16 protein-coding genes are annotated in these 20,636 nt (G+C 61.0%); 7 read left to right on the plus strand and 9 right to left on the minus strand.

What is annotated here, in order from left to right; all coding sequences use genetic code 11:
- Positions 1-44: 44 nt before the first annotated feature.
- Together ACILSE_RS01340 and ACILSE_RS01345 are read right to left on the minus strand one after the other, a co-directional pair.
- The gene (locus ACILSE_RS01340; RefSeq protein ID WP_395715538.1) at positions 45-1,211 is read right to left on the minus strand and encodes an efflux RND transporter periplasmic adaptor subunit; all 1,167 of its coding nucleotides are present in this window, start codon (positions 1,209-1,211) and stop codon (positions 45-47) included.
- A 63-nt stretch (positions 1,212-1,274) separates the two neighbouring features.
- Positions 1,275-1,877 (minus strand): TetR/AcrR family transcriptional regulator, encoded by a 603-nt coding sequence (locus ACILSE_RS01345; RefSeq protein WP_395715539.1) that lies wholly within the window; start codon positions 1,875-1,877, stop codon positions 1,275-1,277.
- 112 nt (positions 1,878-1,989) lie between these two features.
- Here ACILSE_RS01345 and ACILSE_RS01350 point away from each other — a divergent pair, with 112 nt between their 5' ends.
- Positions 1,990-3,444 (plus strand): sigma-54-dependent transcriptional regulator, encoded by a 1,455-nt coding sequence (locus ACILSE_RS01350; RefSeq protein ID WP_395715540.1) that lies wholly within the window; start codon positions 1,990-1,992, stop codon positions 3,442-3,444.
- Here the strand turns inward: ACILSE_RS01350 and queC are convergent.
- Positions 3,432-4,088 carry a 7-cyano-7-deazaguanine synthase QueC gene (queC, locus tag ACILSE_RS01355; protein ID WP_395715541.1) on the minus strand — a complete coding sequence of 219 codons (657 nt, stop codon included), beginning with the start codon at positions 4,086-4,088 and terminating at the stop codon, positions 3,432-3,434. The two genes, ACILSE_RS01350 and queC, sit on opposite strands and share 13 nt — an antisense overlap.
- Positions 4,085-4,516 (minus strand): preQ(1) synthase, encoded by a 432-nt coding sequence (queF, locus tag ACILSE_RS01360; protein WP_395715542.1) that lies wholly within the window; start codon positions 4,514-4,516, stop codon positions 4,085-4,087. Before queF ends, queC begins: the two co-directional genes overlap by 4 nt.
- Before the next feature lie 104 nt (positions 4,517-4,620).
- On the opposite strand from queF, the gene ACILSE_RS01365 reads away from it, so the two are divergent.
- From ACILSE_RS01365 to ACILSE_RS01375, 3 genes are read left to right on the plus strand one after another with little or no spacing between them, the layout of a single operon-like run.
- Positions 4,621-5,406 carry an IclR family transcriptional regulator gene (locus tag ACILSE_RS01365; protein WP_395715543.1) on the plus strand — a complete coding sequence of 262 codons (786 nt, stop codon included), beginning with the start codon at positions 4,621-4,623 and terminating at the stop codon, positions 5,404-5,406.
- Entirely contained in the window at positions 5,403-9,167 is a 3,765-nt protein-coding gene (locus ACILSE_RS01370) for a DUF1553 domain-containing protein (protein ID WP_395715544.1), read from the plus strand. The genes ACILSE_RS01365 and ACILSE_RS01370 overlap by 4 nt, the downstream gene beginning before the upstream one ends.
- A 5-nt stretch (positions 9,168-9,172) precedes the next feature.
- A complete protein-coding gene (locus ACILSE_RS01375; RefSeq protein WP_395715545.1) occupies positions 9,173-10,573 on the plus strand; it encodes a DUF1501 domain-containing protein in 1,401 nt (466 codons plus the stop codon).
- A 78-nt stretch (positions 10,574-10,651) separates the two neighbouring features.
- On the opposite strand, the gene ACILSE_RS01380 is transcribed toward ACILSE_RS01375, so the two are convergent.
- The 5 genes from ACILSE_RS01380 to ACILSE_RS01400 form a co-directional block, all read right to left on the minus strand.
- Positions 10,652-12,031, minus strand: a complete 1,380-nt coding sequence (locus ACILSE_RS01380) for a Gfo/Idh/MocA family protein (RefSeq protein ID WP_395715546.1) — start codon at positions 12,029-12,031, stop codon at positions 10,652-10,654.
- A gap of 62 nt (positions 12,032-12,093) precedes the next feature.
- A complete protein-coding gene (locus ACILSE_RS01385; RefSeq protein WP_395715547.1) occupies positions 12,094-14,208 on the minus strand; it encodes a LutB/LldF family L-lactate oxidation iron-sulfur protein in 2,115 nt (704 codons plus the stop codon).
- Positions 14,205-14,924 carry a (Fe-S)-binding protein gene (locus ACILSE_RS01390; protein ID WP_395715548.1) on the minus strand — a complete coding sequence of 240 codons (720 nt, stop codon included), beginning with the start codon at positions 14,922-14,924 and terminating at the stop codon, positions 14,205-14,207. Before ACILSE_RS01390 ends, ACILSE_RS01385 begins: the two co-directional genes overlap by 4 nt.
- A gap of 90 nt (positions 14,925-15,014) precedes the next feature.
- On the minus strand, positions 15,015-15,491 hold the full coding sequence (locus ACILSE_RS01395) for a molybdenum cofactor biosynthesis protein B (RefSeq protein ID WP_395715549.1): 477 nt from the start codon (positions 15,489-15,491) through the stop codon (positions 15,015-15,017).
- 59 nt (positions 15,492-15,550) lie between these two features.
- On the minus strand, positions 15,551-17,932 hold the full coding sequence (locus ACILSE_RS01400; protein ID WP_395715550.1) for a carboxy terminal-processing peptidase: 2,382 nt from the start codon (positions 17,930-17,932) through the stop codon (positions 15,551-15,553).
- 103 nt (positions 17,933-18,035) lie between these two features.
- On the opposite strand from ACILSE_RS01400, the gene ACILSE_RS01405 reads away from it, so the two are divergent.
- Genes ACILSE_RS01405 through ACILSE_RS01415 form a run of 3 tightly spaced genes read left to right on the plus strand, consistent with a single transcriptional unit; the run spans position 18,036 to position 20,608 of the window.
- Positions 18,036-18,653, plus strand: coding sequence for an MBL fold metallo-hydrolase (locus ACILSE_RS01405; protein ID WP_395715551.1), 618 nt, complete (start codon positions 18,036-18,038; stop codon positions 18,651-18,653).
- Positions 18,654-18,670: 17 nt separating this feature from the next.
- The gene (gene rlmN / locus ACILSE_RS01410) at positions 18,671-19,741 is read left to right on the plus strand and encodes a 23S rRNA (adenine(2503)-C(2))-methyltransferase RlmN (RefSeq protein ID WP_395715552.1); all 1,071 of its coding nucleotides are present in this window, start codon (positions 18,671-18,673) and stop codon (positions 19,739-19,741) included.
- A 9-nt stretch (positions 19,742-19,750) separates the two neighbouring features.
- Complete coding sequence (locus tag ACILSE_RS01415; protein WP_395715553.1) at positions 19,751-20,608, plus strand: alpha/beta hydrolase fold domain-containing protein; 858 nt, start codon at positions 19,751-19,753, stop codon at positions 20,606-20,608.
- The last annotated feature ends 28 nt before the right edge of the window (positions 20,609-20,636 follow it).

The following is a 20,636-nucleotide window of genomic DNA, read 5'->3' on the forward strand; positions in this document are numbered from 1 at the left end:
CTCGTGAAGGCAGATCACCTTCATCATTCGCCATTCTGGTTTCGTCATTTCGCGCCGGACACAGCCGCCTGTTTCGCCGCATCGCCTTCAACCGGCGCGACCGGCATCCCCGGCATCGGGAGGCGGGCTTGGCCGTTGATGATGATCTTGTCGCCTGCGGTGAGGCCGCTGCGGATGATGCGTTTACCGTCGATGGCCGGACCGATGACAACGGGTTTATAGACGGAGACGGCGGGCTGCTTCGACTCGTCCACACCGAGCACATATTTGTTGGCCTGATCGGTAAGGATGCTCTTTTCATCGACGAGCAGCGCTTTGTATTTCGCCGTCATCGGAAGACGGATGCGGGCAAAGAGGCCGGGCGTTAGCGATCCATCCGTGTTTTGAAACTCAGCACGGAGCACCATGCTGCCGGTTCCGGCATCGAGGCGGTTGTCGAAGGACTCGACGTGGCCGTGATGCGGAAAATCCTTCTCGTTGGAAAGTTGCAGTTCCACCGGCATGCGACCGTCGCCATTGGTGAAGGTCGTTTTGTCGCGTTGGAGGGCCTGCAGCTTGAGAAGGCTGTTTTCGTCGATGTCGGCATACACATAGACCGGATCGACGGTGACGATGGTCGTGAGCAGCGTGGTGCCCGCGGTGACGTAGTTGCCGGTGGTGGTGATGGCACGGCTGATGCGGCCGGAGATCGGCGCTTTGACGGTGCTGTGCTCGAACTCGATCTCGGCGCTGTGCTCTGCCGCCTTCGCGGCCTCGAGAGCGGCCTCGCCTTGCTTGTACATCGACTCACGCGTCTCCGCCTGCTCCGGCGCGATGGCTTTGGCCGCCAAAAGACCCGAGACGCGGTCAAACTCACGCTTCATGGCCTGCGCATTGGCCTCAGCACGCTGCACCTCGGCTTTTGCGGCCCGGAGTTTGGTCTCAAAGGGCCGCTGGTCGATGGTAAACAGCACGTCGCCCTTTTTCACGAGGGCACCAGCCTGGAAATGCACCTGCGTGATGTAACCAGCCACCCGCGGACGCAGTTCGACGGTCTCCACGGCCTCGACGCGCCCCGTGAACTCCTCCCACTCGACGAGTTCTTTCTGCTCGACCGGTGCGAGGGTCACCGGTGCCGGCGGCATCTGCATTCCGCCGTGGGCACCACCCGCAGGCGGTTTGCCACAGGCGGCGAGGAGCAGCACGAGAGGGAGGAGGTTTTGAGGTTTCACGGGGCGCGTTGGTTTTGGGGTGGGAAAGTTGACTGGTTGGTTAAATTGAATGCAAAAAAAGGCTCATTCCTCGTCTTTCACGCCGAGGATGCGGCGGGCACCGGCCTCCATCTCATTCAGATGGCTGAGGTCGTTCCAGATGCGGGCGTGCAGCAGCAAACCTTCGCCATAAGCAAACAGGATGCGTGCCAAGGCCGGCGCGTCCGGCGCGTCGATCACACCCTGGAAATGCGCATCGCGCAAAGCGCTCTCGTAGTAGCGGATGAACTGGGCGAGGATCTCCTGGAGCTTATCGCGCAACTTGTCGTCCGTGGTGCTCACTTCCGCGCCCAGCGAGTGAATCGGGCAACCGAGCACTCGACCATGTTTTTCCTGCATGGCCTCCTGTTCCTCGCGGAATTCCCGGAAGCATCTCCAAATGCGCTCCAGAGGCTGAATGACCGGAGAAAAGGTCTGATCGAGCTTTTTGCGATGCTCCGTCCAGCCATGATCGAGAGCCGTGAGCGCCAGTTCGGTCTTCGATTCGAAGAAGTGGTAGAAGCTGCCCTTCTTCACCCCGGCCTTCTCGCAGATGTGATCGACGGAGGTCGTTCCATAGCTCCCGGTCCAGATGAGCTCGCTCATCGCTTCCATCAGGCGTTCTTTGGCGTCGGAGGTTCGTCCCATTCTCGGTCTAAAGCCGAAACTAGACGATTGGTCAACAATTTTTCCACCCACAGGGCTCTCTGTGTTTGCTTAACTTTCACGAGCCTGTCAATGTGTGCCATTCCTTCACTCCATGGACGACCAAGCCACAGTTCTCATCGTCGATGACGAAAAGCATACCCGCGACGGTCTGCGTCTCTCCTTGGAGGACGAATTCGACTGCTACGTGGCTTCGAACGCGGCCGAGGCGATGGAATACCTCAAAAACGACCGCATCGACGTGATGCTGACCGATCTTCGTCTCGGTGAGGACGACGGGATGAAGCTCCTGGACGCCGCCCTCGCTCTGCCGAAGCCCCCCGTGTGCATCATGATGACCGCCTATGGCAGCGTGGACACTGCGGTGGAGGCGATGCGGCGCGGAGCCTACCATTTCGTCACCAAGCCGCTGAACCTCGACGAGGTGGAGCTACTCATCAAACGCGCCCTGCGCAGCCGCAGCCTTGAACACGAGAATGTGGCCCTCAAGCAGCAGGTGGAGCGCAAGTTCTCCATCGAGGGCATCCTCGGCCAGGCCGAGGTGATGAAACCGATCATCGAAACGATCCAACAGGTCGCTCCCTCGCGCGCGACTGTTTTGATCGAAGGTGAAAGCGGTACTGGCAAAGAACTCATTGCCCGCGCCATCCACAACCTCAGCGGCCGGCCAAAGGCGAATATCGTCGCCGTGCATTGCGCCGCTCTCTCTCCGCAGATTCTCGAAAGCGAATTGTTCGGGCACGAAAAAGGGGCATTCACAGGCGCTCAAGAGCGCCGCATCGGTCGCTTTGAGCAGGCAAACGGCGGCACGCTTTTCCTTGATGAGATCGGTGAGATCGACGCCAGCACGCAGGTGAAACTGCTCCGCGCCCTAGGCGAGCAGACAATTGAGCGCGTCGGCAGCAGCAAGCCAGTCCAGATCAACGTGCGCGTCATCGCCGCCACGAATCGTGATCTCGCGAAGATGGTGGAGGAGGGCAAATTCCGCGAAGACCTCTACTGGCGGCTGCGAGTGGTCACCATCCAGTTGCCACCATTGCGCATTCGCAAAAGCGACATCCCCGTGCTGGCCGATCATTTCCTCAAGGAACTCGCCAAAGCCAATGGCAAGGCCTACAAGCCGCTGGGTGACGACGCGCTGCCAGCGATGATGAAATACGACTGGCCCGGCAACATCCGCGAGCTGCGCGCGGCCATCGAGCATGGCGTCGTCATGAGCAACAGCAGCCGCGTGATGCTCAAGCACCTGCCTTCGTATCTTTTGAACCCGGGCAGTCTCGGCATCAGCCTTCGCGCGCCGAAAACCAGCAACGCCACCGCGCCTGAACACGCTGCTCCGCCGAGGAGCGATCTCGACATCAACGAGGCCGAGCATCAGTTGATCCTCACCGCGCTCCAGCGCAGTGGCAATAACCGCACCGTCGCCGCCGAGCTACTCGGCATGAGTCGCCGCACCCTCCAACGCAAGCTCAAGGACATGAACATGGTCCGCACGCATCGCCGCCGCGTCCAGCCCGAGACGCAGCCTGCTCAGACTCAAGCATCGTAAACCGTCGGGTCTTCGAGGCCGGCGAGCTGAAACGCCTCGATCCGCTCCACGCAGGTGCCGCATTTGCCACAGTGCACTTCGCCACCTTTGTAGCAGGACCACGTCTTTCCGTAATCGACGCCGAGCGAGGCCCCGAGCTTCGCAAGCGCCGCCTTGTCGAGGTGAATGAAGGGGCGCAGCAACTCAGTGCGCGCGTAGGTGCCCTCGCGCATTGCCGAGGCCATTCCGTGCATGAACGGCTCGCGGCAGTCAGGATAGATCGCATGATCGCCCGCATGCGCTGCGATGACGAGTCCCTCCGCGCCACGGCTCTCCGCGATGCCGCACGCGATCGCGAGCATGATGCCGTTGCGGAACGGCACGACGGTCTTCTTCATGTTTTCGTCGGCGTAGTGCCCCTCCGGCACCTCACCGCCGCTTTTGAGCAGATCGGAGGTGAAAAGCCGGTTCACAAAATCGAGTTCGATCACATCGTGGTGCACGCCGGTTTCGCTGCAATGCCACGCGGCCAGCGGAATCTCACGGTGATTGTGCTTCGCCCCGTAATCGAAACTCACCGCGCCCACGACTTCGTGTTCCGACCGCGCCCAGTGAAGCGCCGTGACCGAGTCCATCCCGCCAGAGAGCAGCACGAGCGTTTTCATTCGGGCAGCCGCAACGTTTCGTCGAGATCGGGAAAGCGGGCCTCGCAGGTGAGCTGGATGCCTCCACGGGCTCCAAATTTGCCACGCACGACAACTTGTTTCGGCGCGCAGGCCTTCACGATGTCGTCGAGCACGCGGTTCACGATCGCCTCATTGAAGGCGGCATGGTTGCGATACGAGGCGAGGTAAAACTTCAGCGACTTCGTCTCCACGCACTTCGCGTCCGGAATGTAATAGATCTCAAGATGTGCGCTGTCCGGCTGACCGGTGACGGGGCAGATCGAGCTGAATTCCGGCGCGCTGAGATGGATGCGGTAGTTGCGGCCCGGCGTGCGGTTCGGAAAGGTCTCCAGCACCGCCACATCCGGCGACGCAGGCAGGCGGTTTTCCGATCTTCCGAGCAAGGTGAGGTCTGTTTCTTGAGCCATGTGCGCTCAGAATGCGAGAGAGAGCCAGGATTGCAAATGCGATGAGCCGTGAGGCCAAGATTGCCCGATAGCTTTCCAAATCTGGAAGCGTTTCTGGATTTAGAATGCTCCAAGAAGCCTCCATTCCCATCACCGATGACTCCCTCGCGCCCGGCACGGAGCGCACCCTGGCCATCCTCGAGCTCCTCGGCCGACATCGCGCCGGGCTGAGCCTCACCGAGATCGCCCGCGAGCTCGACCTGCCGGTGAACTCCGTCTTCCGAATCACCGGCACGCTGCACAGTCGTGGCTACCTCCAGCGCCGCGAGGACGACAAGCGCTTCGTGCACACCAACAAGCTCTTCGACCTCTCCCGCCCGCAGGTGCGCGAGAAAAGCCTCGTCGTCTGCGCCCTCGAATCCCTCAAATGGCTGCGCGATGCCTCCGGCGAGACCACGCAGCTCCTCACCAGCGTGAACCACAAAATGACCGTGCTGGAGCAGTGCGTCTCCTCGCAGCCGATCAAAGTCAGCAGCACCGTCGGCCTCCAGGTGCCCATGTTTTCCTGCGCTCCCGGCAAGGCCGTGCTCGCGCATCTTCCCGCCGCCGAACTCGACGCCTTCTTCGCCAACGTGAAGCTCAAAGCCTACACGAGCACCACGCTCGCCACTCGCAGCGCCCTGGAGGCTGATCTCGTCAAAACACGCAAGCGCGGCTACTCCACCGATGTCGCCGAAGGCCTCGAAGGCATCCACTGCGCCGCTGCCGCCGTGCTCGACGCGTATCGCTACCCCGTCGCTGCCGTCACCGTCATGGCCCCGAGCTTCCGCGTGAAGCGCGATCAATTCGAAAAACTCGGCCACCTCTGCATCCAGGCCGCCGAAACCATCACCCGGAGGCTCCTGGCATGAAATCCGAACGTAAAACGAACTTCCAAGTTCGTTCTCTCACCACTCTCTTTCGTCGCCACATGATCGAACTTGGAAGTTCGATCTACATCCTCGCCGCGACCACTCTTTTCGCCGCACCGACTCCGCAGCAACTCGATTTCTTCGAGTCGCGTATCCGCCCCATCCTCGCGCAGGAGTGCTACGAGTGCCACAGCACCGCCACGAAGCAAAAAGGCGGCCTCCTGCTCGACTCCCGCCCCGGCTGGCAGGCGGGCGGCGACTCCGGCGATGCCATCAAGCCCGGCGATCCGCAAAACTCGCTGCTCATTCAAACCCTCCGCCACGAGCACGAAGACCTCAAGATGCCCAAAAACGGCGCCAAGCTCGACGCCAAGGTCATCGCCGATTTCGAGCAATGGATCATCGAAGGCGCACCCGACCCACGCGATGCTCCACCGAGCAAAGAGCAGGTCGAAAAAGAAACCGCGTGGTCTGCCACGCTCGCACGCCGGAAGGAATGGTGGGCCTTCCAAAAGATCAAAACTGAAAACTCAAAGCTCGAAACCATCGACGACTTCATCGACGCCGAGCTGAAGAAACAAAACCTCCCCGCCGCTCCTCCCGCTGACGCTCAAACACTCCGCCGCCGCATCAGCTACATCCTCACCGGCCTCCCACCGTCGGACTTGTCCGACAAGTCCGACACGTCAGACCAGATCAACGCTCTCTTGAACTCCCCCGCCTTCGGAGAAAAATGGGCCCGCCACTTCATGGACTGGGTTCGTTACGCCGAGTCCTACGGCTCCGAGGGAGACCCCGCCATACCTTACGCCTACCGCTACCGCGACTACCTCATCCGCGCCTTCAACGACGACGTTCCCTGGCCGCAGCTCGTCAAAGAAGCCATCGCCGGAGACCTCCTGCCAAAGCCACGCATCAAAAACGGCCTCAACGAAAGCGCCATCGGCATCGCCCAGCTTCGCATGGTGCTGCACGGCTTCTCGCCCGTCGATTCGCTCGATGAAATGGTCACCTTCACCGACAACCAGATCGACACCGTCACGAAGGCCTTCCAAGCCCTCACAGTGAGCTGCGCCCGCTGCCACAACCACAAGTTCGACGCCATCAGCCAGACCGACTTCTACGCCCTCTACGGCATCTTCACCAGCACCCACCCCGCCGTCATCGACGCCAACGCCCCCGGCACCGGCGACGCGATCCGCGCCGAACTTCAAAAACTCAAAACCCAGATCAAAGAGACCCTCATCACCGATTGGCTTTCGAAACTACCGTCAACAACGTCAATACAGTCAATCAAGTCCCCCTCAAAGCCCGCCTTCACCTTCCACGGCCTCAAACACACTCCACCCGGCGAATTCACCCTCACCGAAAAAGGCCTCCGCATCCACCCCAGCGGCTACATCTCGAACACGCTCACTCAAAAAGACCGCGCCGTCGTCTTCACGGATCGTTTCCAATGCGAAGGCGGCACGCTGTGGTTCCGCGTGGCAGGAAACGGCGGCGTGAAGGCCAAATACGTCGTGCAGAACTACCCGCGCACCGGCACCATTCACAAAGCCGTCGAACTCAAAGACGCCAAAGACGAAAAACTCGCCTGGCGCAGCCTCGATCTCGAATTCTGGAAGGGCGACGAAATCTTCCTCCAGCTCGCCACCGCCGCCGACATGCCCGCGGAATACAAAGCCGACGAACCCTCCTGGTTCGCGTTGAACGACGCCATCATCACCAACGACGGCCAACCGCCTCCCAATCCCACTCCATCCAAGGCCGCCCCCCGCCAACTCGTCACCGCTTGGCAATCCAACACCCTCTCCGATGCCGACGCAGAAGCTCTCGACGCTCTCATCCAATCCAACCAACTCTCCACTAAATCCATCACGCCACTCCTCCGCCGCTACCGCGACCTCGAAGCCAAGCTCCCGCTTCCCACCCGCGTGCCCGGTGTCATCGAAGCCGATGCCAAGGACGCGCCGCTCTTTGTTCGCGGCGATCACAAGCAGCCTGCGGAGCTTGTTTCGCGCCGTTTCCTTGAAGCGCTCGATCCAAAACCCTTCGCAACAAAGCAAAGCGGTCGCCTCGAGCTCGCCGAGCGCATGGCGGACATGAAAAACAACCCGCTCACGGCCCGCGTGATCGTGAACCGCATCTGGCATCACGTCTTCGGTCGCGGCATCGTCGCCAGCGTCGATAACTTCGGCAAACTCGGCGATCTCCCGACGCATCCCGAGTTGCTCGACTTCCTCGCGCAGCGCTTCATCGACTCCGGCGGCAGCATCAAAAGCCTGCTGCGTGACATCTTGAACTCGAAGACCTTCCAAAGAAGTGCTCAGTCCTCAGTTCTCAGTGCTCAGTTGGACCCGGAGAATAAGCTGCTTTCACATTGGAGCACGCGTCGGCTCGAAGCGGAGGCCATTCGCGATTCCATCGTCACGCTCTCCGGCAAGCTCGACCGCACGCTTTACGGCGAATCCGTCGGCAATGGCGACGAGCGCCGCAGCATCTATGTCAAAGTCATTCGCAACTCGCTCCCGCCCTTCCTCACCACCTTCGATGCGCCCGTGCCCTTCGCCACCCGCGGCAAACGCGATGCCACCAACGTCCCCGCGCAATCGCTCACACTCCTCAACGATCCCAACGTCATCAGTTGGGCCCGCAGTTGGGCACTGCGCACGATCAACGACGGCAAAAATCGCCCCGACGACCTCCGCATCCGCCAGATGTTCCGCGAGGCCTTCTCCCGCGAAGCCACCGACGACGAAGTGAAGCAAGCCACGGCCTACTTGACCTCTCTCCAAGCCGAAACGGCCCAAGAAGCCCAAAAACTCGCCGAACAAGAAAACCAGCTCGCAGCGCTCAATCGCCAGATCAGTGCCTTGCTGGCACCCGCACGCGAAAAACTCCTCAAAGCCGTCAATCCAGTCACTCCCGTCAAACCGGTCCCCTCCCCACTCGCCGAATGGACCTTCGACAAAGACCTCAGCGACACCTCCGGCAAACTCCCGCTCACGCTCACCGGCAACGCCCGCATCGAAAACGGCGCTTTGATCGTCGATGGCAAGTCCATGGCTCAAAGCGGCTCGCTGCCGAAAACACTCACCGCGAAGACCCTAGAAGCCTGGGTGCAGCTTGATGACCTCAAGCAGCAAGGCGGCGGCGTCATCAGCGTGCAGCACAAGGATGGCGGCTTGTTCGACTCGCTCGTGTTTGCCGAGAAAACACCTGCGCACTGGGTCGCTGGCAGCAACTTCTTCGAGCGTAGCGAACTCTTTGAAGGCAGCGCCGAGACCGAAGCCGCCACACGCCCCGTGCATGTCGCCGTCGTGTATCAGGCCGATGGCACCATCCGCGGCTACCGCGAAGGCCAGCCCTACGGCCGCACCTACCGCAAAGCCCCCGGTGCCACCTTCGAGGCCGACAAAAGCCAGATCCTCCTCGGCTGCCGCCACGTCAGCCCCAGCGGCAACCGCGGCCTCCGCGCCCGCATCGACCGCGCCCGCCTCTACGACCGCGCTCTCACGCCTGAAGAGATCGCCCAAACCTCTCGGATCGAAGCGAACACGATTCGTGAGTCTGATGTCTTGGCTGCTCTGAGTGAAGCGCAGCGCCTACAACTCGCCCAACTTCAATCCCAACGCGATGCGATGAATCAAGCTCTCGAAGCCGCTCGCACAGCGACGAGCAGCGATGACCCGCAGGCCCAAGCGTGGACGAGCCTCGCGCAGTCGCTGATCAACCTCAAAGAATTCATTTACCTGCGATGAACACAATGAATCGACGCACTATTCTCTCCCGCGCGTCCACCGGCTTCGGCATGGCCGCGCTTGCGGGGCTCATGCAGGAGGAAGCGCAGGCTTCGCTCGTGCATCGCGCCAAGCGTTTCGCGCCGAAGGCACGCAGCGTGATCTTTCTCTACATGAGCGGCGGCGTGTCCCATGTCGATTCCTTCGACCACAAGCCGATGCTCAAGAAGTTCGAAGGCAAGCCGATGCCGGTGGCAGTGAAGAAGACGCAGTTCAACAACAACGGCACCGTCCAGCCCTCGCACTGGGACTTCAAACCGTATGGCCAGTCCGGCATCGAGGTGAGCGACCTCTTTCCGCAGATCGGCGGCGTGATTGATGACATCTGCCAGCTCCGCAGCATGACGGCGAAGTTCAGCGAGCATGCGCAGGGAAACTTTTTCATGCACAGCGGCTTTCCCTTCCTCGGCTTTCCCAGCGCCGGAGCATGGACGAGCTACGGCCTCGGCTCCGAGTCACGCGATCTGCCGGGCTACGTCGTGCTGCAAAGCGGCGGCGCGGCGACACCGCATGGCGGCGTGGGCCTTTTCAGCAATGGCTTCCTGCCAGCGCAGCATCAGGCCAGCATCGTGAAGGCCGACGAGGCCGAGGCTGTCGCCAACATCCGCCCGCGACAGCCCCACGACCTCCAGCGCCGCCAGCTCGACTTCATCGGCGCGATGGATCGGCGCTTTGCCAGCACCACGCAGCATGACACGCACATCGAGGCCGCCATTTCGAACTACGAGATGGCCTGGCGTATGCAGGCCGCCGTGCCCGACCTCTGCGACATCTCTGGCGAGACCGAGGCGACGAAGAAACTCTACGGCCTCGACGATCCCGAGCCGAAAAAAGCCGCCTACGCACGCCAGTGCCTGCTCGCTCGCCGACTCGTCGAGCGCGGTGTGCGCTTCATCGAACTCAGCACCCTCGCCTACAACCTCGGCGGCGGCAACGCGGCCAATCCGTGGGATCATCACGGCGCGATCAAGGAAGGCCACGGCAAGATGGCGAACCAGATCGACCAGCCCATCGCCGCGCTCATCAAGGACCTCAAAGCCCGCGGCCTGCTCGACAGCACGCTGCTCGTGTGGGCGGGAGAGTTTGGCCGCACGCCCTTTGCGCAGGGCACGAACGGCCGCGATCACAATCCCTACGGCTTCACCGTCTGGATGGCTGGTGGCGGTGTCAAAGGTGGCCACATTTACGGCGCGACGGATGAGTTCGGCTACAACGCCACCGAGAACGTCTGCACCGTCTATGACCTCTGGGCCACGGTGCTTCATCTGATGGGTCTCGACCACGAGCAACTCACCTACCGCTTCGGCGGCCGCGATTTGCGGCTCACCGACGTGCATGGGAATGTACTGCGGGACATCATCGCGTGAATTGAAATGACAAAGGGCTGCCTTATGGCAGCCCTTTGATGTAATTGATAGCAGACGAAAGTGCGATGCTTCGTGGGATCACGCGTCCAGCTTCCACGGGCCACGATATTCGCGGGTGAGGAGCTTGGCGGCGTCAGCATCGCCGATGATTTCTTCCTTGGCGGGGTCCCACTTGATGGAGCGGTTGGTGAGGAAGGAAATGAGGGCGAGATGGCCCGGCGTGGCGCTGTGATGAGCTGTTTCGACCGGTGTGACGGTCGGCTGACGGCTCTTCACGCAGTCGAGGAAGTTGCGGTGGTGGCCCTTGGTCTCGTAGAGGCGCGTCTTGATGACATCGTCGCCCAGTTTCGGCGCCTTGGCGACTTCAATGACCTCGCTTTTCGGATCTTTGTCGTTTTTGCGCTTCTTGATCATCTGCTTGAGCGCTGGATTGGAACAATCATACGCGCCGCCGCGGTTCACATAGACCCAGCCGTCTGTGCCTATCCACTTGGTGCCCATTTGGATGTCGTTGTGGCCGCCAGCGATGATCATGGTGATGTCGCCCGCATATTTTGCTTCGGCACGATACTTCGTGGCGGTGTTCCAGATGTCCGTGCGCGCTGGCATGTCCACCTGCACTGGCTTCACCTCGATCGGGCCGCTGTTATCGCAATCCATGCCCCAATGCGCGATGTCGCAGTGATGGCCGATCCAGTCGAGAAGTTGACCTCCTCCGATGTTGTAGTCCCAGCGCCAGTTTTTGTGCACGCGGCACTCGATGTAGTCCTGCATCGCCGCCGGGCCGATCCACATTTCGTAGTCGAGTTCGGAGGGCGGCGGCGTAACGCTGCGCTTGTCCTTGGTCCCGGCGAAGTCGTTATGACCCGAAGGAAGGCCGACATGCACTTCTTTGAGCTTCCCAATGAGACCATTGCGGACGATTTCAGCGCCGATGCGGAAATTGTCCTCGCTGCGCTGCCATGAGCCGGTCTGCCAGATGCGACCGTGCTTCTGCACGGCCTTCACGATGGCCTGCTGCTCGGCGATGGTGCGTGCGAGCGGCTTCTCTCCGTAGATGTCCTTGCCGTTCTTCGCTGCCTCGATGGAGGTAAGCGCATGCCAGTTGTCTGGCAGCGCTAGCATAACGGTGTCGATGTCCTTGCGGGCAATCACCTCACGGTAGTCGTGGTAGCCTTTGCAGTCCTTGTTTTTGTAGGCGCCGTTGATGGTGTTGAGCGCCTTTTCGAGGTTGCGCTTGTCGATGTCGCAGGCGGCGACGATCTGGCAGTCCTGCTCTTGGAGAAACTTGCCTGTGTTGCTCGGTCCCATCATGCCCCAGCCGAAAACGGCCATGGTGATTTTGTTGGAGGGAGCGTTCTGTCCGAGCACGCTGGCCGGGATGATCGTGGGAAAGCCGATGGCAGCCGCAGTGCGGCCGATGAATTGACGACGGGAGGAGACGGGGATGCGTTTCATGGAATAATGAGGGTTGCTGGTTTGCTTTTAATCGAAAGTGTGGAGGCAAGTCCAGCCGCAAATCAGAACATGATGATCGTGAGCTTCTTCGGGCCGTGGGCACCGAGGATGATGATGCGCTCGATGTCGCCGGTGCGGCTGGGGCCGGTGATGAGGGTGGTGAGGCTGGGCCAGGCGGTGCCGTAGCGCTGCTGGATGAATTCGTAACCGGCTGGAAGATCGGGCAGCAGCTGATCACGACGGGCGAGCACGACGTGATGCTCCGGCAGGACGCTGAGAGCACGGCCGCCGCCGCTGCGGGCGGTGAGGAAGACGCTGCCGGTTTGCGCGATGAGGGCATCGCACTCGGTGATGCCGACGTCGCAGGCTTCGAGCTCGAAGCGGTCGTAGCCGTCGGTGGCATCGAGCGTGGGCAGTGCTGGCAAAACGGCCTGCGTGAGCGTGCCGCGATGCGTGGCGATTTTTTTCCAGCCGTGTTTCGCGGCGAGTTCAGCGAGTTTGGCCTTCGCGGCGGCTTCATCGGCGCAGGCGTGGAATTCAGCGCGGAGGAATTCGGCGGTGGCGGCGAATTGAGGCACCAGATCGTGCACGGCAGGCAGGACGGCGCGTTTTTGAGCGGCGGTGGCTTCGAAGGGCTGCGGCGTGGTGTCGGAGAGGGCTTCTTCGATGCGGGCGAGGATGAGTTCGCGGGAGGTAGTGGCTTCGATGGGGCGTTTGGGGGAGGCGTGAGGCGTTGTCGGACGGGTCGGACTCGTCTGACTGGTCGGACGAGTGTGGTGCGGTGGCAGGTTTCGGGACTTCCACCAGTCTTTGAAGCTCTGCGGAGCCATCGCGGGGGCGTGGCGCGTTTTGGTCCACGCGCGCATCGGATCGAGCGGCGTGGCGGAGATGAGGCGGTGAAAGGGCTGCGCCAATTTCGCGAGCTTCGTGCCGATTTGATACACGACGGGCTTGTTGATGCTTTTGGCGAAGAGACGCCAAGCGAGGCCTTCGAGTGCGTCGGGCTTTTCGCGCACGGCATTGCGGCGGTTTTGGAGGAGGTGGTGATGGAGGTCGATTTTGACCGGGCAGGTGGCGGTGCAGGCTCCGCAGAGGCTGCTGGAGCCGCTGAGGTGCTTCCAATCCTGCAAGCCGCGCAGATGCGGCGTGATGACGCTGCCGATGGGGCCTTGATAGGTGGTGCCGTAGCTGATGCCGCCGATGTTTTTGAAGATGGGGCACACATTCAAACATGCGCCGCAGCGGATGCAGTGAAGGGCATCGCGCTGCTCAGGATCGGCGAGGAGGGCGGTGCGGTGGTTATCGAGCAGAACGATGTGCCATTCCTCGGGGCCGTCGATCTCGCCGGGCTGTCGCGGACCGGCGTAGGCGGTGTTGTAGCAGGTGATGGGCTGTCCGGTGCCCGCGGTGGCGAGCATGGGAAGGAAGAGCGCGAGGTCGCTCATCTTCGGCAGCACTTTTTCGATGCCGACGAGCGAGATCATCGTCTTTGGCAAAGCGCCGGTGAGGCGGGCATTGCCTTCGTTTTCGGTGATGGAGATCATGCCGGTCTCCGCGATGAGGAAATTCGCCCCGGTGATGCCGGCATCGGCCGTGAGGTAAGTTTGACGCAGGAAGCGCCGGGCGATCATGGTGAGCTCCTCGGGATCATCGGTGGGAGCCGTTTTAAGCTTCTCCTCAAAGAGATCACTGATCTCCTTCATGCTGAGGTGCATGCACGGGGCCACAAAGTGATACGGCGTCTCGTTGCGGAGCTGCTGGATGTATTCGCCGAGGTCGTTTTCGAGGACGTGGTAGCCGGCTTTCTCCAGATGATCGTTGAGGTGGATCTCCTCGGAGGTCATCACCTTGCTCTTGATGATGCGTTTCACCTCGCGGCGCTCTAGGATGCTGAAAATGATCTTCCGCGCCTCCTCGCTGTCTTTGGCCCAATGCACGACGGTGCCGCGTGCGGTGGCTTTTTGCTCAAACTCGACCAAATGCTCGTGCAGTCGGCTGATGGCCCCTTTTTTCGTCTGCGAGGCGAGGATGCGGGCCTGCTGCCAGTCCTGGAAAAAGCCCTGTGAGCGGGTGCGGGCATCGTAATACTTCCACATGCCAGTGTGGATGCGCTCGCGGTGCACGAGGTCGTTCGTGAGGCGGGTAGCGGCGTCGAGGAAGGTGGATTTGGCGCTCATGAACGGGAAGTCAGGATTTCCGCGAGGTGGATGGTTTTGAGGGGCAGCTTCTGCGCCGTGAGAAGGCCCTGGAGATGCATGAGGCAGCTCGAATCGGCGCTGACCATGTATTCGGCGGTGGTGTCGCGGGCGGAGGCGCATTTGACCTCGCCCATGGCGGTGGAGATCATCGGAAATTTCGTGGAGAAAGTGCCACCGAAGCCGCAGCAGGTCTCCGCTTCCTTCATCTCGACGAGTTCCAGGCCGCGCACCTTTTCGAGGAGCTGCCGGGCGGGCTTTTTGAGGTTCAACTCGCGGAGGCCGTGGCATCCGTCGTGGTAGGTGACCTTGTGCGGGAAGGACGCGCCGAGATCGGTGACGCCGAGTTTGTTCACAAGGAAGTCGGTGAACTCCCAGCACTTCGCGGAAAGCGCCGCGGCTTCGGCTTCCTCGGGCTGGCCATGGAAAAGCTCTTTGTAGAAGACCTTCAACATGGCCCCGCAGGAGCCTGAAGCGATGACGACGGCCTCGCTGTCGCGGAGGCGCTTCAGCACGGGGCGTGCTGCTTCGCGGGCCTCGTCCCAGTAGCCAGCGTTGAAGGGCGGCTGGCCGCAGCAGCCGAGTTCATTTGGGTAATCAATCTGATGGCCGAGCCCCTCCAGAATGGTCACGATGCTGATCCCGGCCTGCGGGCTGATGAGATCGACGAAGCACGGGATGAAGAGGGTGATGAGCATGGAACGGTAGGTACTGGAGTGGTGGAGTGATGCTATCAACAAGCCATTATTCCAGCACTCTAATACTCCACCAAGGCTTGTCCGAACCGCTCAGCAGCTTGTGGGCACACGCTGGGCGAGCTTCACGCTGTGCGGAATGGCTCCGAGCACGAAGCCAAGGCAATCGACGGCTCCTTGCGGCTTGCCGGGCAGGGCGATGACGAGGCTGCGATCGACGACGGCCGCGAGGCTCCGGCTGAGGATGGCGTTGGGCGTGAGTTCGAGCGATTTCATGCGCATGACTTCGCCAAACCCGGGAATTTCGACGCGCATGATGCCACGGATGGCCTCCGGCGTGACATCGCGCTCGGCGATACCGGTGCCGCCGGTGGTCAAAATGAGTCCGCAGCCCTGAGAGCTGAAGGAACGGATCGTTTCCTGAATGCGCGTGAGGTCGTCGGGAACAATGGCCTCGGCGATGATGCTCCAGCCGTAGTCCTCAGCGGCTTTCTTCAAAGCGGGGCCGCCCAGATCTTCGTAAACGCCCTCGGAAGCACGGTCAGAGACGGTAATGATGCCGACTTGCATTCCTTGGACCCGATTTAAGAGATCGAATTTGAAATCAACCTAAGCAGCCGGGTTTTTCTTTATTGAGCTTGGGGCTTGGGAGTGGCCTCGGCCTGAGCCTTGCCATCACCTTTGGATGCGGTGGTGGGCTTATTGTCGAGTTCGATGAGATCGCGGAGGATGTGGATCGTTTCCAGCTTCACGGGTTCGAGGCCGTAGGGGAACTTGGAGCCGTCACTGCCACCATCGTCGTCCTTGGCGGCGGCAGTGCGCATGCCGGAGTTCATTTCCTTCGTGAAGGCGGAGTGGGGGACGAGCTCGGGCTTGTCCACGTTGTCGAGAGTGAGGTGGTAGATTTTAAAGCCGTTGTCCTTGAGGCGGTCGGCGACTTCCTTGGCGCGTTTTTCACGCTCGTCGCTCTGCTTGTCTCGACGTGCTTCGGTTTCGATACGCTCTTTCTCGCGGTCCTGGAGGTTGAGGGTGACGGTGTTGCGGTCGATTTTTTCCTTCAAGCGTTTGGATTCATCAACGACGTATTGGAACTCGGGGTTGGCGGCGATGCGGCTTTTCACGCGAGCGTTGATCTCGTCGGCGGGGAAGGGGTCTTTGCGGAAGAGGGGGTATTTCTTCGCGGGAATGGTGTCGTAGGGCAGGGGATTCTCAGCGGAGGCTTCACCGATGTCGAGCACGTCGCGGATGGAGGGGAGCTTGACGTCGGGCTCGACGCCTTTGAGCTGGGTGGAGCCGCCGGCGATGCGGTAGAACTTCTGAATGGTGACCTTGAGGTCTCCGGCGGCCTTTTTGTCACTGAAGAAGGGCATGTAGCGCTCGACAGGAAGGATGGTCTGCACGGTGCCTTTGCCGAAGGTGGACTGGTCGCCGACAATGAGAGCGCGGCGGTAGTCCTGCAATGCGGCGGCAAGAATTTCGGAGGCGGAGGCGCTGGCCTTGTTGGTGAGGACGATCATGGGGCCGTCATAGACGGGTTTTTCGTTCTCACAGTCGCGCCATGAGATGCTGCCGCGCCAGTCCTTGGCCTGAACGACGGGGCCGGCCGGGACGAAGAGGCCGGTGAGCTTGATGGCTTCATCAAGGGAGCCACCGCCGTTGTCGCGGAGGTCGAGGACGAGGCCGTCGATTTTTTCCTTCATGAGGCGGCGCAGGAGGCGCTCGACGTCGGCGCTGGTGCTGACGGTGCCGTTCTCCATGTCGGCGTAGAAATTGGAGAGGTTGATCCAGCCGACTTTGAGCGGCTTGCCGAGATCGGGCGGGGTGACGAGCATCTCAGCGTTGGCGAGCTTTTCCTTCAGCGGCACCTCATCACGGACGATGGCGATGACCCGGTTGGCGGAGGGGTCGTCGGCGGGGACGATCTTGATGCGGACGGTAGTGCCTTTTTCGCCGCGGATCATTTCGACGATCTTTTGAAGCTTCATGTACTTCACATCGACGAATTCCTCATCCCCTTGGGCTACGGCGACGATGCGGTCGTTGAGCTTGAGCTCGCCCTGCTTGTCGGCGGGGCCGCCGACGACGATGCCCTGGATCTCGGCGCCGTCGTTTTCCTTCTGGCCGAGAAGCGCGCCGATGCCGACGAGTTTGTGCGACATGTGGATTTTGAAATTGTCGCTCTCATCCGTGCTCATGTACTCGGTGTGCGGGTCGTAGGCGGTGGCGAGGCTGGAGAGGAAGAAGTTCACGACGTCCTTGCTGTCGTTCTCCTCGATGCTTTCGAGCAGGCGGTCGTAGTCTTTGATGACGCGTTCCTGAGGCGTCATGTCCTTCTCGTCTTTTTCCTTCTTTACCGCGTCCTTGGCGGCGACTTTAGGCGCGTCAGCAGGGGCGGCTTCGGGTTTCGCGTCCACGCCGGGCTTGGCCTCGGCGGTGCCTTCTTTTTTGGCGGCGTCAGCCTTCTCAGCCTTTTTCTTCTCCTCACGGGCTCGGGCCTCATCGACGAGGCGTTCGGCAAGGAGGTTGTCCTCGATGATGTCGAGCCAAAGCTTGTCCTGCTCGGCCTTGTCCTTGGGCCAGGGGGCCTTGTCGCGCTTGATCTCAATGCTGCGCTTCGAGTCGAATGTGAATTTGTTGGTTTCGAGTGCCTTCTTGAGGAACTCGACGCGGTCCTTCACGCGCTCTTTGTAAATGTCGTAGATTTCGAGTGCTGGGCTGATGTTCCGCATCAGCACATGATCGTCGAGCGTGGTGTCGTACTTGTCCTTGAAGTCGTCCACATCCTTCTGGGTGAAGAAGATGTGCTTGAAGTCGAGCATGTTCAGGTAGTTCTGAAGCATGGTGCTGGACACCTTGTCGTCGAAGTCCTGCTTCGAGTAGTGGTGGTTTTGCAGCATGTAGGCCACATGCATGGCCACCTGGCCGAAGTTGGTTTCCGCGTGCACCGGAGGTGTGGAAAGCGCGAACGCTGCGGCGGCCGCCGCGACGTGGGAGAAGAAGGAACGATTCATGGGGGGTGTCCTGAACTATAACGAGCCTCACAGCCCGTTTTGCCGAAGGATTTTGCCTTTTACGGGTTGAAATGTCCAACGCTTTCCCGTCTTTCGGCATCCCATGTCCGAAATCTCCACCTACACCGGCGGCATTGCCGCCACGAACGCCCATCTCCTCCGCCTGCCTGGTGGCACGGTGCTGGTGGATGCGCCGGAGGGGGCCACCGCATGGTTGCGCAGGCAAAAGGTGCGCGTGGACGTGCTTTTCCTCACGCATCAGCACTTTGACCATGTCATGGATGCCGCGGCGGTGAAGGCGGACCACGGCTGCCATGTCTATGCCTTTGCCCCCTTCTCGCGGGAACTGACGCTGGAGCGGCTGTTCGGCATGGTGACGGGGACTTTTGTTGAAGTGCCCGCCTTCGAGGTGGACGAGCTGCTGGAGGGCAGGGACACGCTGGAAGCCGCTGGTGAAACATGGCGGCTCCACCATGTACCCGGTCACTCGCCGGACAGCGTGTGCTTTCTTCTCGCATGTGAGCATCTGCTGTTCGGCGGCGATGTGCTTTTCCTCGACGGCATCGGCCGCACGGACTTTCCCGGCGGTTCCACGGAATTGCTCCTCAGCGGCATCGAATCGAAACTCCTCCCCCTGCCAGATGCTACCCGCGTTTTTCCCGGACATGGCGATGAGACTACCATCGGGCGCGAGCGACTGGAGAATCCATTCCTGAACTGAATTCGTCCGCCCTCCTCATGCCTCGCTCGCTCCATGACCTGAGCTTCGACCAGCTTCGTGATGTGCTGGTGGCCGAAGGCCTGCGTCCGGCGCATGCAGGCACGCTTTGGAACACGCTGCACTTCCGGGCGATGGCCGATCCTCTCGCCCGTGAAGATCTTGCGCCACCGCTGCGCAAATGGCTCACGAAAGTGCTCGGCGACGGCTCCTGGATGCTCGACGTGCCGCCAGTCACATCCGACACGCCGAGCAGCGATGGTTTGACGCGGAAATTTCTCCTGCGCATGGCCGACGGTCAGGAGATCGAAACCGTCATCATGGGCTACACCGGTCGCCACACCGCCTGTGTCAGCACCCAGGCCGGTTGCGCGATGGGCTGTGTGTTTTGTGCCACTGGCCAGATGGGATTCGTGCGGCATCTCCGGCCCGGTGAGATCGTCGCCCAGGTGCTGCATGCCCAGCGCATCGTGCGTGCCGCCGGTGAGAAGGGACTGCGCAATCTCGTGTTCATGGGAATGGGCGAGCCGCTGCACAACTACGACGCGGTGATGACCGCGCTCGACATCATCTGCGACACGCGCGGTCTGAACATCGGCCCCAGCAAGATCAGCGTCTCCACCGTCGGCGTCGTGCCCGGCATCTTGCGCATGGCGGCGGAAAACCGGCCCTACAACCTCGCCGTCAGCCTCCACGCCGCCACGGAGGAGGAACGCGCAAAATTGATCCCTGCCAATCAGCGCTGGCCGCTGGCCGATCTCATCGCCGCCTGCCGTACCTACAACGCGCAAACCGGCCGCCGCATCTTCTTCGCGTGGACCTTGATTCACGGCGTCAACGACACGCCTGAGCATGCGAAACGCATCGCGGAGCTGCTTCACGGCCTCGACGCCCACGTCAATCTCATCCCGCTCAACCGCACCGAAGGCTACACCGGCACGGAAAGCAGCGAAGCCGCTGCAGACGCCTTTCACCGCATCCTGCAAGACGCCGGTTTCCCCTGCACCATTCGTCAACGTCGCGGTATCGATGTCGCCGCCGGCTGCGGGCAGCTCAAGGCCGCGAAATCCACCAAACGCCGCGCGGCGTAAATCGTTCCCATGAAACAGAAACTCGACCTTCTGCTCATCGCACTGACGCTCCTCACGGTCCCGATCACAGCCCAGGCCCAGCAACTGCCTTCGGGAATCACCCTGCATCGCGACCAAGCTTACATTGAAGATCGCGATCCGAAGCATCGCCTAGATCTTTACGAATTGGCAGGGCAGAAGAATCCGCTCGTCATTTGGATTCACGGCGGCGGCTGGGAGATGGGAAGCAAAGAAAACCCGGCGGTGATCGGGCTGCTTTGGTCCAAAAAGTACTCGCTTGCCAGCCTCAACTACCGGCTTTCGACGCAGGAGGCCTTCCCGGCTCAAATCCAGGATGTCAAAGCCGCCGTGCGCTGGCTGCGGGCCAATGCTGCCAAGTTCCACCTCGATGAAAAGCGCTTTGCCGTCGTTGGGGCCTCCGCTGGAGGGCACTTGGCTGCATTGCTGGGAACCAGCCATGGTGAAAAAACGTTCGAGAAAGGCCCGCACCTTAACCAGTCGAGCGCTGTGCAGGCGGTCGTTGATTTCTACGGCCCTACCGACCTCGGACTCTACGGCACATCACAACCCGGTGATACACTTTCACGCTTCATCGGCGGCCCCATTCAGTCTCGGCGCAAAGAGGTGCAACAGGCGTCCCCGATCACCTACATCGACAAGACCGATCCGCCCTTCTTCATCTGCCATGGAGATCGCGACACCGTTGTCCCGCCGGTACACAGTCAGAAGCTCCATGAAGCCCTGCAAAAAGCCGGTGTCAGCACCGAGCTGTTCATCGTTCCCGGTGCCGGACACAGCTTCATCGGCGGATTCAATCAAAACGACCGTGTCATGGCCTTCCTGGATCGTGTGTTCGGCACACACTGAGTATCTTCGATGAAACTGGCGTGAAGCG

This window comes from Prosthecobacter sp. (genome assembly GCF_044236155.1).
In the GTDB taxonomy this organism is placed as follows: domain Bacteria; phylum Verrucomicrobiota; class Verrucomicrobiia; order Verrucomicrobiales; family Verrucomicrobiaceae; genus Prosthecobacter.

What these genes read in the sequence shown, in the direction of transcription:
- ACILSE_RS01345 (WP_395715539.1), bottom strand. Translation starts at nt 1,877, where the DNA reads ATGGGACGAACCTCCGACGCCAAAGAACGCCTGATGGAAGCGATGAGC.
- ACILSE_RS01350 (WP_395715540.1), top strand. Translation starts at nt 1,990, where the DNA reads ATGGACGACCAAGCCACAGTTCTCATCGTCGATGACGAAAAGCATACC.
- queC (WP_395715541.1), bottom strand. Translation starts at nt 4,088, where the DNA reads ATGAAAACGCTCGTGCTGCTCTCTGGCGGGATGGACTCGGTCACGGCG.
- queF (WP_395715542.1), bottom strand. Translation starts at nt 4,516, where the DNA reads ATGGCTCAAGAAACAGACCTCACCTTGCTCGGAAGATCGGAAAACCGC.
- ACILSE_RS01365 (WP_395715543.1), top strand. Translation starts at nt 4,621, where the DNA reads ATGCTCCAAGAAGCCTCCATTCCCATCACCGATGACTCCCTCGCGCCC.
- ACILSE_RS01370 (WP_395715544.1), top strand. Translation starts at nt 5,403, where the DNA reads ATGAAATCCGAACGTAAAACGAACTTCCAAGTTCGTTCTCTCACCACT.
- ACILSE_RS01375 (WP_395715545.1), top strand. Translation starts at nt 9,173, where the DNA reads ATGAATCGACGCACTATTCTCTCCCGCGCGTCCACCGGCTTCGGCATG.
- ACILSE_RS01380 (WP_395715546.1), bottom strand. Translation starts at nt 12,031, where the DNA reads ATGAAACGCATCCCCGTCTCCTCCCGTCGTCAATTCATCGGCCGCACT.
- ACILSE_RS01385 (WP_395715547.1), bottom strand. Translation starts at nt 14,208, where the DNA reads ATGAGCGCCAAATCCACCTTCCTCGACGCCGCTACCCGCCTCACGAAC.
- ACILSE_RS01390 (WP_395715548.1), bottom strand. Translation starts at nt 14,924, where the DNA reads ATGCTCATCACCCTCTTCATCCCGTGCTTCGTCGATCTCATCAGCCCG.
- ACILSE_RS01395 (WP_395715549.1), bottom strand. Translation starts at nt 15,491, where the DNA reads ATGCAAGTCGGCATCATTACCGTCTCTGACCGTGCTTCCGAGGGCGTT.
- ACILSE_RS01400 (WP_395715550.1), bottom strand. Translation starts at nt 17,932, where the DNA reads ATGAATCGTTCCTTCTTCTCCCACGTCGCGGCGGCCGCCGCAGCGTTC.
- ACILSE_RS01405 (WP_395715551.1), top strand. Translation starts at nt 18,036, where the DNA reads ATGTCCGAAATCTCCACCTACACCGGCGGCATTGCCGCCACGAACGCC.
- rlmN (WP_395715552.1), top strand. Translation starts at nt 18,671, where the DNA reads ATGCCTCGCTCGCTCCATGACCTGAGCTTCGACCAGCTTCGTGATGTG.
- ACILSE_RS01415 (WP_395715553.1), top strand. Translation starts at nt 19,751, where the DNA reads ATGAAACAGAAACTCGACCTTCTGCTCATCGCACTGACGCTCCTCACG.